Below are 11,335 nucleotides of genomic sequence, written 5' to 3'. Positions count from 1 at the left end.
TATTATCGCAAATTCCGGCTGTGCCGTATCCAGCTCCGCGATCTGGCCAACAAGGGCCTGATCCCCGGTGTTGTGAAGTCGAGCTGGTAAGGGACTGACAAGATGGCAATGACCGATCCCCTGGGTGATATGCTCACCCGCATCCGCAACGGCCAGACGGCGAAGAAGGACAGCGTCCTGACGCCGGCTTCGACGCTGCGTGTCCGCGTTCTCGATGTTCTCCAGCGCGAAGGCTATATCCGCGGCTACAGCGAAGAAGCGCTGGGCGCGAAGGGCCAGCACAAGGGTATTCGCATCGAACTGAAATATTTCGAAGGGCAGCCGGCGATCCGCCATGTGGCGCGCGTTTCGAAGCCCGGCCGCCGCGTTTATTCGGGTTCGAAAGAACTGCCGATCATCCGCAACGGCTTGGGCATCACCATCGTGTCGACCCCGCGCGGCGTCCTGTCGGATGCCGAAGCACGCGAACATAATGTCGGCGGCGAAGTGCTGGCGGAGGTGTTCTGATGTCGCGCATTGGTAAAAAGGCAGTGGAAATTCCCAGCGGCGTCACCGCCGCGATCGACGGCGGCCAGCTGTCGGTCAAGGGTCCCAAAGGCACGCTCGCGATGCCGCTTTCCGACAACATCAAATATGAAGTCGGCGAAGGCAGCATTTCGGTTCAGCCCGCGAACAGCACCCGCGAAGCGCGCGCTTTCTGGGGCATGCAGCGCACGCTGGTCCAGAACCTGATCACGGGCGTGACCGAAGGCTTCACCAAGGTCCTCGAGATCACCGGTGTCGGCTATCGCGCCAACTCGCAGGGCAAGACGCTGAAGCTGCAGCTCGGCTACAGCCATGATGTCGATTTCGCGGTGCCCGAAGGCATCGAGATCAAGACGCCGGACAACACGACGATCGAGATCACCGGCATCGACAAGCAGAAGGTCGGCCAGGTCGCGGCGGAAATCCGCCGTTGGCGTAAGCCCGAACCCTATAAGGGCAAGGGCATCAAATATCGCGGCGAGTACATCTTCCGCAAAGAAGGCAAGAAGAAGTAAGCCATGGCACATCTTACCCCTTTCCAGAAACGCCGTCAGCGCGTTCGTACCGCCCTCCGTCAGCGCGCCGCTGGCCGTGCCCGCCTGTCGGTGCATCGTTCGGGCCGTCACATCTATGCCCAGCTCATCGATGACGCTGCCGGGCAGACGCTCGCTTCGGCTTCGACGCTCGACAAGGATGTCCGCGGCAAGACCGGCGCGACCACGGCGGCTGCCGCCGATGTCGGCAAGCGCCTCGCCGCTGCCGCCAAGAAGGCGGGCGTGACGCAGGTCGTGTTCGACCGCGGCGGTTTCCTGTTCCACGGGCGCATCAAGGCGCTGGCCGACGCGGCTCGCGAAGGCGGATTGGAGTTCTGATTATGGCAGACGAAGTACAGAACGTCGAAGGCGCCCCCGAGGCGGCTCCCACCGAAGGCCAGGCTCCGCGCCGCGGCCGTGGCGGCGGTCGCGATGGTGGCCGTGGCGGTCGTGACGGTGGCCGTGGTCGCCGCGACGATCGTCGCCCGCGCGACGAAGATGGCGGCGAAGAGCTGATCGAAAAGCTCGTCCACATCAACCGCGTTTCGAAGACCGTGAAGGGCGGCAAGCGCTTCGGTTTCGCCGCGCTCGTCGTCGTCGGCGACGGCAAGGGCCGCGCCGGTTTCGGTCATGGCAAGGCACGCGAAGTGCCCGAAGCGATCTCGAAGGCAACCGCTGCCGCGAAGAAGGCGATGATTCGCGTTCCGCTGCGCGACGGTCGCACGCTGCACCACGATGGCCGCGGTCATTTCGGTGCCGGCAACGTGACGCTGCGCTCGGCACCCGCCGGGACCGGCATTATCGCCGGTGGCCCGATGCGCGCCGTGTTCGAATCGCTGGGCGTTGCCGATGTGGTGACCAAGTCGGTCGGCACCTCGAACCCCTACAACATGATCCGCGCGACCTTCGAGGCGCTCGGTGAACAGACCAGCCCGAAGTCGGTCGCGCAGCGTCGCGGCAAGAAGGTTTCGGACCTGATCAAGCGTGGCGGCGCGTCCGACCGCGCAGCCGAGGCTGAAGCCGCGGCGGTGACGGAGTAAGACGATGGCTGACAAGAAGATCAAGATCCGCCAGATCGGTTCGCCGATCCGTCGTCCCAAAAGCCAGCGTGCGATCCTGACCGGCCTTGGCCTGGGCAAGATGAACCGCGAGGTCGAACTGGTCGACACGCCGGAAGTACGCGGCATGATCCGCAAGCTTCCGCACATGGTGGAAGTCGTCGAGGGCTAAGCTCATGAAGCTCTACCGCCTGTTGACCGGTCCGGACGACAGCGCCTTTTGTGCGCGGGTCGAGGGACTGCTCAACCGGGGGTGGCAGCTGCATGGCAACCCCTCGATTACCAATGTCGATGGCCGCGGCTATGTCGCCCAGGCCATTGTGATGGAGAAGGCCGGGCCCTATCCCGGTTTTCAGCCGTCGAGTGAAATCGAACCGGACTGAAGCCTTTCGGTCCCCAGCGCGAACACAGCGAAAGCGAGTGCAACCATGACTATCAAGCTCAACGAACTTCGTGACAACAATGGCGCCCGCAAGGGCCGTATGCGCGTCGGACGCGGCATCGGTTCGGGCAAGGGCAAGACCGCCGGCCGCGGCCAGAAGGGTCAGAAAGCCCGCAGCGGCGTCGCGATCAACGGCTTCGAGGGCGGCCAGATGCCGCTCCACATGCGCATCCCGAAGCGCGGCTTCAACAATATCTTCGGCAAGGACTTCGCGATCGTGAATCTGGGCATGATCCAGAAGCTCGTCGACGAGAAGAAGCTCGACGCCAAGGCCGTGATCGACCACGCCGCGCTCAAGGCCGCTGGCGTGGCGCGCGGCGGCAAGGACGGCGTCCGCCTCCTCGCCAAGGGCGAACTGACCGCCAAGCTGAACTTCGCCGTCGCCGGCGCGTCGAAGGGCGCGATCGAAGCGGTCGAAAAGGCTGGCGGCAAGGTCGAACTGCCTGAAGTCAAGGAAGCGGCGCCGGAAGGCAAGAAGGCCCAGCGCCGCGCCAAAGCCAGGGCGGAATAATCAGGCGAGGGGGCGGTCCGGAATACGGGCCGCCCTTCGTCGTTTGACGATCTGTACTTTCCCGTTCGATGCGAACGGATGATGCAGCCGGTATCGACGGGCTGCGTTGCAAAATAGGCCTTTCCCCTTGCGCTTCGTCACCGCCGAACGCACATAGGCGCCGGGTCGCGGGGGGCGCGGTCCGGACTATCCGAGGAAAACACCCATGGCCTCTCGCGCCGACCAGCTTGCTTCCAACCTGAACTTTTCGAAGTTCGGTCAGGCGACCGAACTCAAGAACCGTATCTGGTTCACGATCGGCGCGCTGATCGTCTTCCGCTTCCTGTCGTTCGTGCCGCTGCCGGGGGTCGACCCCGTTGCGCTGGCGTCGCTCTACAGCCAGGCTGCGTCGGGCGGCGTCCTCGATATCTTCAACACCTTTTCGGGCGGCAGCCTTGAGCGGATGAGCATCATCGCGCTCGGCGTCATGCCCTACATCACGGCGTCGATCGTCGTGCAGCTGGCGTCCGCCTTGTCTCCCAGCCTCGCTGCGCTCAAGAAAGAGGGCGAAAGCGGGCGCAAGAAGCTCAACCAGTACACGCGCTACGGCACCGTCGCGCTGACCGCGATCCAGGGCTATTTCATTGCCGTCGGGCTTGAATCGCTCGGCGCGAGCAATGGCATTGCCGCGGTGGTCGACCCGGGCATGCTGTTCCGTATCGGCGCGGTGATCAGCATCGTCGGCGGTACCCTGTTCCTGATGTGGCTCGGCGAGCAGATCACCAGCCGCGGGATCGGCAACGGTGTCTCGCTGATCATCATGGCGGGCATCCTCGCCCAGCTGCCGCGCAGCTTTGCACAGATGTTCACGCAGGTCCGCGAAGGCTCGATGGGCGGCGGCACGATCATCGCGGTGCTTGGCGGCGCGATCGTCATCATCGCCTTCATCAGCTTCATGGAACGCGCGCAGCGCCGCGTTCTCGTCCAGTATCCGAAGCGGGCGACGCAGCGCGGCGTGATGCAGGCCGACCGCAGCCATCTGCCATTGAAGGTCAATACCGCGGGCGTGATCCCGCCGATCTTCGCCTCGTCGCTGCTGCTGATGCCGCTGACGATCACGCAGATGATGGGGCAGAATGTCCAGGGCGATACCGCAACCGGCGATTTCCTGATCACGCTCAACCAGTATCTCGCGCACGGTCAGCCGCTCTACATGGCGCTCTACGCCGCGGGCATCATCTTCTTCTGCTTCTTCTACGTCGCCGTCGTCTTCAATCCCGAGGAAACCGCCGACAATCTCAAAAAGCAGAACGGCTTCATCCCCGGCATCCGCCCCGGCAAGAACACCGCCGCCTATCTCGACCATGTGCTGACGCGCATCACCGTGCTTGGTGCGGCCTATCTGGCGGCGATCTGTCTGATCCCTGAATATTTCATCGCCGGGTCGGGCCTGCCGTTCCAGCTCGGCGGCACCAGCCTGCTGATCATCGTGAACGTCACGATCGACACGATCAGCCAGATCCAGAGCCACATGCTCGCGCACCAATATGGCGACCTCATCAAGAAGGCCAAATTGAAGGGGGGCGTTGCGCGGCGCTAAAGCGCCCGCTACGCCAATCCGCGCAGGGCAGGAAACAGGGGCCTCCATGACGCTGAATATCATTTTGCTGGGTCCGCCGGGTGCGGGCAAGGGAACGCAGGCAGTACGCCTCGAGGACGAGCATGGCATGGTCCAGCTCTCGACGGGCGATATGCTGCGCGCCGCGGTCAAGGCGGGAACGCCGATCGGGCTGCAGGCGAAAGCGGTCATGGATGCCGGCGAGCTCGTTTCGGACGAGATCGTCTCGGGCCTGATCGGCGAACGCCTCGACCAGCTCGGCGGCGACGTCTCGGTGATCTTCGACGGTTATCCGCGCACCGCCGCGCAAGCCGAGGCGCTCGATACGATCCTCAGCGACCGGGGGCGCAAGCTCGACCATGTGATCGAGCTGCAGGTCGAAGAAGACGCGCTCGTCGACCGCATCACCGGCCGTTTCTCCTGCGCGGTTTGCGGGGCGGGCTATCACGACCGCTACAAGCTGCCCAAGGTAGACAATGTCTGCGATGTCTGCGGTGCCCGCGAATTCAAGCGCCGCCCCGACGACAATGAGGAAACGGTGCGCACGCGGATGGCCGAATATCGCGCCAAGACCGCGCCGATCCTGCCGATCTACGAGGCGCGCGGCATCGTGACGCACGTCGATGGCATGGCGCCGATCGATCAGGTCAACGACGCGATCGAAACGGTCCTCGCGACTGCCGGCTAGCCAGTTTTCCCCGCGCCGGTTATTGAGGCGCGAGGGGGAACGGGCTGATGGCAATTTCAGGATATTTCACGTGCACTGCGATCACTGCTGCGATCGCTTTCGCTCCTGCGGCTGCGACCGCCAAAGTGATCGACCAGAGCGATAGCGGCTTCACCGTCGCGCACACGGTGCAGGTCGCGGCAACGCCTGCCGATGTGTGGAAAATGCTCCGCATGCCGCAAAACTGGTGGTCGAAGGAGCATAGCTGGTCGGGCGACGCCGCGAACTTCTGGCTCGATTCGCAGGCCGGCGGATGTTTCTGCGAAAAATTGCCCGACGGCGGATCGGGCGTCGGCAGCGTGCAGCATGCGCGCATCCTGTTTGCGAAACCGGGCCAGATGCTCCGGCTGTCGGGCGCTTTCGGCCCGTTGCAGGGCGAAGCGCTGAACGCCACGCTGACGATCCAGATCAAGGAGACGCCGACGGGTAGCGCGCTGCGCTTCGACTATGTCGTCGGCGGCTATATGCGCTTCAAGGTCGCCGAAATCGCGCCTGCGGTCGACAAGGTGATCGGTGAACAACTGCGCGGCCTCGCCGGTGCGCTCGGCGGCGCGCTCTCCCCGACGCGCGACGAAAAAACGGACGAAGGGGCTGGCAAACCGACCGCCGACGCGCCCGATGCGCAAGAGGAGCCCGGACTCGACGCTGCGGTGGCCGATCTGGTCAAGGAAGAGCCGAAGACCGAGCCCGAATAGAAGTCCTTGCAAGGCTGTGCGCAGGCTAGGCGTCCGGCTTCCCGCGCAATTTGGCGAGCGCCGCGAAGGGCCCCGCAGCCTCCTCGCTGAGCACACCCTTTTCGGCAAGGATGCGGTCGGCGTCGGGGTGACGCGGAAAGGGGTCGAGTGCGAGCGACAGCGTTTGCACCGCGGCTTCGCCAAGGTCGATCCGGTCGCCTTCGAGCGGCAGCAGGTCGAGATCATCGCTGCTGATCTCTATCTCTTCGTCTTCGCTCACCGGCGCGTCGATATCGCGGAGGAAGCGGAGGTCGAAGGGTTCGGTCAGCTTTGCGGGAACCGGCAGGTCGGTGGCGGCGCAATGCTGGACAACATCGGCGCGCACTTCGCCTTTGGCGGCGATCCCGCCTGCGACCGCGCGGATGGCGGCGGTCACGGCAAAACGGTCGAGCGCGGCCAGTCCCAGCCGTTCCGCAATGCGCGATCGCGCTTCGACGTCGGCCTCGACCGAAATGTCGCGGCCGTGCGCGGCGTCGGCCAGCGTCACGACGAGCGGGAATTCGGGAGCGGAATTCACCGCGCGGTCCCGACGAGTTGGTCGGCGACGATGAGGTCGGACACCGGCGTCGTCGCCAGCACCGCACGCAAGGCAGCCACTTCGGCCATTACGTGGGTGAGACCCGCTTCGGCGGGCGCCTCGCCGCGCCACAGGTTACGGATCAGCGCCTGTCTGAGCGCATCCGATCCGTCGGCGGCGCGATAGGCGCCCAGCCGGCCACCGAGGGCGCTCATCATCCGGCCGACCTGTTTGCCGACGACCATGTCGCCAAAGCCTATCTGGCGCATCTGCCCGTCCATGTCGTTCACGAACAATTCGGTGAGCTGGACACCGGCGATTCCCTGGGCCGGATCTTCGTCGATCCGGTGCAGGACGAGCGCCATCACCAGACTGATCATGTCGAACCGGCCATCGAGTGTGTCGGGGACGGTCCCTTGCGCATACCAGTGCGGCGCGCGTGCGGTTGCGACGACCGCGTTCCACAGCGGACGGCGCGTCTCGCGCGGGTCGGGTTCGGATGTGAAAAGTTTGCGAAGCGAAGAAAACATGGCGATTCGCTTAGGCTCATTCGGCCCGTCCGAAAAGGGTCCTCGGTCAGCTTGTGGCAAGCTTTGCCGCGGCACAAGCGGCTTGTGCGCGCTCACTGCTTGCGGTTAAGAGGCGCGATGGCCAGCGCCGACCGCCGGACAGCGGCGGACAGGCGCAACGGAGATATTTGATGCCGAAATCGATCCTTTCGTTTCCTGCCCCGCGCGCGCGTCTTTTCGCGCTCGGCCTCGTCGTCGCGCTCGCCACCAGCGGGTGCGCGCAGCTCAAGGGCCGGCAGGGCTACGTTGTCGATCCGACGCTGACCCAGGCGATCACCCCCGGCGTCGACAACCGCGAATCGGTGGAAAAGACGCTCGGCCGCCCGACCTTCGTCGGCCAGTTCAGCGACAATGAATATTATTATGTGTCGCGCGAAACGCGCCAGCTCGCTTTTGCCAAGCCGCGCCCCGTGTCGCAGGAGGTGCTGCGCGTCCGCTTCGATCCGGCGGGCAACGTCGCTGCGGTCGATCGCACCGGTCTCGACCTGGTGAGCAAGATCAGCCCCGAAGGCGACAAGACGCCGACGCTCGGTCGTCAGCGCAGCTTCTTCGAGGATATCTTCGGCAATATCGGCGCGGTGGGCGCGCCGGGCGCCGGCGGCGCTCCGCCCCGCTGAGCTTTCGGTACGTTCCCGACAAAAAGCGGCGGCGCTTACGGCGCCGCCGCTTTTCCTTATTGCGCGATGCCGCCCGCCGCGAGCACGGCCAGGGTGACAAGGTCGGACGCGGTCGATGCCATCGTCGCGACCTGCACCGGTTTTTCCATGCCGACCAGCATCGGGCCGATCACCGCGCCGCCGCCGAGTTCGCGCAGCAGCTTGGCTGACAGATTGGCCGACTGCAGCCCCGGCATCACCAGCACGTTCGCGGGACCCGACAGGCGGCAGAAGGGATAATTCTTCATCACCTTCGCGTTCAGCGCGACATCGGGCGCCATTTCGCCTTCATATTCAAAGCCGGGATCCCGCTGGTCGAGGATCGATACCGCTTCGCGAATATTGTCGAGCCACGAACCCGGGGGGTTGCCGAAGGTCGAATAGGAGAGGAACGCCACGCGCGGTTCGTGTCCCATACGGCGTGCCACATGTGCAGTCCGTTCGGCGATATCGGCCAGCATCTCGGCGGTCGGCCGCTCGTTGACCGTCGTGTCGGACATGAAAATCGTGTGATGCTGGTCGACAAGGACGTGGATCCCGAACGGCGTCTTGCCCTCGGCATGATCGATCACGCGGCGTACTTCGCGCATCGTCTGCGAATAGGTACGCGTCGTCCCGGTGATCATCGCGTCGCCGAGACCGAGCTTGAGCAGCAGCGATCCGAAAATGTTGCGGTCGCGGTTGACCATGCGCTCGACGTCACGGCGCAGGTAACCGCGTCGCTGCAGCCGCTCATAGAGCATGTCGACCATCTGCGGGACATGCGGCGAGTTGACGCTGTTGTGGACTTCAAAGCTGTCGGCATCGGCAACGCCCATTGCGCGCAGCTTGTCGTGCAGCCCTTCGCGGCCCACGAGTACCGGAATGCCATAACCGCCGTCGCGGAACTGGATCGCGGCGCGCAGCACGACCTCCTCCTCGCCCTCGGCAAACACAACGCGCTTCGGATTGGCGCGCGCGGCTTCGTAGGCGAGCGTCAGCACCGAGGTTGTCGGATTGAGCCGCGCGCGGAGGCGATTGCGATATTCGTCGAGATCCTCGATCGGCTGCTGCGCGACTCCTGAGTCCATCGCGGCCTTGGCGACCGCGGCGGGAACGATTTCCATGAGGCGGGGGTCGAAGGGCGACGGGATGATGTATTCGGGGCCGAAGCTCGAAGCGCGGCCGCCATAAGCCGCGGCAACTTCCTCGGGCACCTGCTGGCGCGCGAGATCGGCGATTGCATGGGCCGCGGCGATTTTCATCTCCTCGTTGATCGCGGTCGCGTGCACGTCGAGCGCGCCGCGGAAGATGAACGGGAAACACAGGACGTTGTTGACCTGGTTGGGATAATCGGATCGTCCGGTTGCGATGATCGCGTCGGGCCGTGCGGCGCGCGCATCGGGGGGCGAGATTTCGGGATCGGGGTTCGCCATCGCGAAGATGATCGGCGCGGGCGCCATATCCTTCACCATCTCGGGCTTCAGCGCCCCGGCCGCCGACAGGCCGAGGAACACGTCGGCGCCGACGAGCGCCTCGGTCAGGTTGCGCGCTTCGGTCGGCACCGCGTGCGCCGATTTCCACTGGTCCATGCTTTCGGTGCGACCCTGGTAGATCGTACCCTTGCGGTCGCACATGATCACATTTTCATGTCGCACGCCCATCGCCTTGATCAGCGCGGTGCACGCGATGGCCGCGGCGCCGGCGCCGTTGACGACGACCTTGATATCCTTGAGGTCGCGGCCCGTCAGGTAACAGGCGTTGATCAGCCCCGCGGCGGTGATGATCGCGGTGCCATGCTGGTCGTCATGGAACACCGGGATGTTCATGCGCTCTTTCAGCGCGGCCTCGATGATGAAGCAGTTGGGCGCCGCGATATCTTCGAGATTGATGCCGCCGAAGGTCGGCTCGAGCAACTCGACCGCGTCGATGAAACGCTGCGGATCTTCGGTCGCGACCTCGATGTCGATCGAATCGACGTCGGCGAAGCGCTTGAACAGCACCGCCTTGCCTTCCATCACCGGTTTCGAGGCGAGCGCGCCGAGATTGCCGAGGCCGAGGATCGCGGTGCCGTTGGAGATGACCGCGACGAGGTTGCCCTTGGCGGTATAATTATAGGCCTTCGACGGGTCTTCGGCGATGGCGTTCACCGGCACTGCGACGCCGGGCGAATAGGCGAGGCTGAGGTCACGCTGCGTCGCCATCGGTTTCGATGCGACGATCTCGATTTTTCCGGGCCGTCCATATTCGTGGTAAAGCAGGGCTTCGCGGTCTGAAAACTGCACCTTGCTGCCGCTGTCCATCATTAATCCTCTCAACTGATCCACAAGCTGCGCGCCCGAGCCCATTCCCTAGCGTCGCCAAGCGGAAATGGAACCCGCGAATCGCGTGGCATGCTTGCCACGGCCCTATATCCGTCCCTAAGCATGTTGCATGCCTGTCACCGCCCGCTCCGCTGCCAATTCGAACAACCCCGCGCCCGCCGCGACGCCGATGATGGCGCAATATTGGTCGCTGAAAGACAAGGCGGGCGATTGCCTACTTTTCTATCGCATGGGCGACTTCTTCGAGCTGTTCTTCGACGATGCCAAGGCGGCAGCCTCGACGCTCGATATCGCGCTGACCTCGCGCGGCGAACATGACGGACAGCCGGTGGCGATGTGCGGGGTGCCGGTGCACGCCGCCGAATCCTATCTCGCGCGGCTGATCCGCGCCGGTCACCGCGTGGCGATCGCCGAGCAGATCGAAACCCCCGCCGAGGCAAAGGCACGCGGCGGGTCGAAGGCGCTCGTCGCGCGCGACATCGTGCGCTTCGTCACCGCAGGCACGCTGACCGAGGAATCGCTGCTCGAAGGACGCAGTGCGAACCGGCTCGCGGCGCTCGCGCAGATCGGTAGCGACGGCGAGGTGGCGATCGCCGCCGCCGATATTTCGACCGGGCGCTTCGAAGTCGTTGCCGTGCCGGCGCTGGCGGTCGATGCCGAACTCGCCCGGCTTGCGCCATCGGAATTGCTGCTCAGCGAGTCCGCCGATGAGCTACCGATATCGTCGGCACGACAGATCGTACGCCGGCCACCTGCCGATTTTTCGAGCACCGCGGCGCAGAAGCGGCTCGAAACCTTCTTTGGCGTCCAGACGCTCGACGGGTTCGGTCAATTCGGCCGCGGCGAAATCGCTGCGATGGGCGCGCTCGTCGCCTATCTCGACCATGTCGGCACCGGCGGCCCGACCTTCCTCCAGCCGCCGCTGCGCCACCTCGCGTCGGGACGAATGGCAATCGATGCGGCAACGCGCGAGAGTCTCGAGCTCGTCCGCACGATGGCGGGTGCGCGCGACGGCAGCCTGCTCGGCACCATCGATCGCACGGTGACCGCGGCGGGTGCGCGCCTGCTCGCCGATGATCTGGCAAGCCCGCTCACCGACAAGGCGGCGATCCTCGACCGGCTCGACTTGGTCGACGGGCTCGCGCGCGACGCTTTGTGGCGCG

At 64.8% G+C, this 11,335-nt stretch carries 14 protein-coding genes and 2 pseudogenes; 13 read left to right on the top strand and 3 right to left on the bottom strand.

Going from position 1 to position 11,335, the window contains the following annotated elements; genetic code table 11:
• The 11 genes and pseudogenes from VN047_RS10540 to VN047_RS10490 all read left to right on the top strand — a co-directional run.
• Positions 1–90: pseudogene (locus VN047_RS10540) on the top strand (30S ribosomal protein S14); the annotation flags it as partial.
• A 12-nt stretch (positions 91–102) separates the two neighbouring features.
• Complete coding sequence (rpsH, locus tag VN047_RS10535) at positions 103–507, top strand: 30S ribosomal protein S8 (protein WP_037515661.1); 405 nt, start codon at positions 103–105, stop codon at positions 505–507.
• Positions 507–1,040, top strand: coding sequence for a 50S ribosomal protein L6 (rplF, locus tag VN047_RS10530; RefSeq protein WP_184646419.1), 534 nt, complete (start codon positions 507–509; stop codon positions 1,038–1,040). The genes rpsH and rplF overlap by 1 nt, the downstream gene beginning before the upstream one ends.
• Positions 1,041–1,043: 3 nt before the next feature.
• Entirely contained in the window at positions 1,044–1,397 is a 354-nt protein-coding gene (rplR, locus tag VN047_RS10525; RefSeq protein WP_037556384.1) for a 50S ribosomal protein L18, read from the top strand.
• A gap of 2 nt (positions 1,398–1,399) precedes the next feature.
• Positions 1,400–2,098: a 30S ribosomal protein S5 gene (gene rpsE / locus VN047_RS10520; RefSeq protein ID WP_325542431.1), complete on the top strand. Its 699-nt coding sequence runs from the start codon at positions 1,400–1,402 to the stop codon at positions 2,096–2,098.
• 4 nt (positions 2,099–2,102) lie between these two features.
• Positions 2,103–2,288, top strand: a complete 186-nt coding sequence (gene rpmD, locus VN047_RS10515; protein ID WP_325542430.1) for a 50S ribosomal protein L30 — start codon at positions 2,103–2,105, stop codon at positions 2,286–2,288.
• A gap of 4 nt (positions 2,289–2,292) precedes the next feature.
• On the top strand, positions 2,293–2,499 hold the full coding sequence (locus tag VN047_RS10510) for a DUF1737 domain-containing protein (protein WP_325542428.1): 207 nt from the start codon (positions 2,293–2,295) through the stop codon (positions 2,497–2,499).
• A gap of 45 nt (positions 2,500–2,544) precedes the next feature.
• Positions 2,545–3,069: a 50S ribosomal protein L15 gene (rplO, locus tag VN047_RS10505; protein WP_325542426.1), complete on the top strand. Its 525-nt coding sequence runs from the start codon at positions 2,545–2,547 to the stop codon at positions 3,067–3,069.
• Between the two features lie 205 nt (positions 3,070–3,274).
• Complete coding sequence (gene secY, locus VN047_RS10500; RefSeq protein ID WP_325542425.1) at positions 3,275–4,648, top strand: preprotein translocase subunit SecY; 1,374 nt, start codon at positions 3,275–3,277, stop codon at positions 4,646–4,648.
• A 46-nt stretch (positions 4,649–4,694) separates the two neighbouring features.
• Complete coding sequence (locus tag VN047_RS10495; protein WP_325542423.1) at positions 4,695–5,354, top strand: adenylate kinase; 660 nt, start codon at positions 4,695–4,697, stop codon at positions 5,352–5,354.
• Positions 5,355–5,401: 47 nt separating this feature from the next.
• Positions 5,402–6,088: a hypothetical protein gene (locus VN047_RS10490; RefSeq protein WP_325542421.1), complete on the top strand. Its 687-nt coding sequence runs from the start codon at positions 5,402–5,404 to the stop codon at positions 6,086–6,088.
• A 25-nt stretch (positions 6,089–6,113) separates the two neighbouring features.
• On the opposite strand, the gene VN047_RS10485 is transcribed toward VN047_RS10490, so the two are convergent.
• Complete coding sequence (locus VN047_RS10485; protein ID WP_325542419.1) at positions 6,114–6,644, bottom strand: DUF177 domain-containing protein; 531 nt, start codon at positions 6,642–6,644, stop codon at positions 6,114–6,116.
• Positions 6,641–7,174, bottom strand: coding sequence for a ubiquinol-cytochrome C chaperone family protein (locus VN047_RS10480; RefSeq protein ID WP_325542418.1), 534 nt, complete (start codon positions 7,172–7,174; stop codon positions 6,641–6,643). The genes VN047_RS10485 and VN047_RS10480 overlap by 4 nt, the downstream gene beginning before the upstream one ends.
• 170 nt (positions 7,175–7,344) lie before the next feature.
• On the opposite strand from VN047_RS10480, the gene VN047_RS10475 reads away from it, so the two are divergent.
• On the top strand, positions 7,345–7,830 hold the full coding sequence (locus VN047_RS10475) for an outer membrane protein assembly factor BamE (protein WP_325542416.1): 486 nt from the start codon (positions 7,345–7,347) through the stop codon (positions 7,828–7,830).
• 56 nt (positions 7,831–7,886) lie between these two features.
• On the opposite strand, the gene VN047_RS10470 is transcribed toward VN047_RS10475, so the two are convergent.
• Positions 7,887–10,151, bottom strand: coding sequence for an NADP-dependent malic enzyme (locus tag VN047_RS10470; protein WP_325542414.1), 2,265 nt, complete (start codon positions 10,149–10,151; stop codon positions 7,887–7,889).
• Between the two features lie 130 nt (positions 10,152–10,281).
• Here VN047_RS10470 and VN047_RS10465 point away from each other — a divergent pair.
• Positions 10,282–11,335 (top strand): annotated as a pseudogene (locus VN047_RS10465) (DNA mismatch repair protein MutS); the annotation flags it as partial.

It is taken from the genome of Sphingopyxis sp., assembly GCF_035565275.1.
In the GTDB taxonomy this organism is placed as follows: Bacteria; Pseudomonadota; Alphaproteobacteria; order Sphingomonadales; family Sphingomonadaceae; genus Sphingopyxis.
Note: the sequence above shows the minus strand (reverse complement) of the source record. Positions and strands in the feature narration are given on the sequence as shown.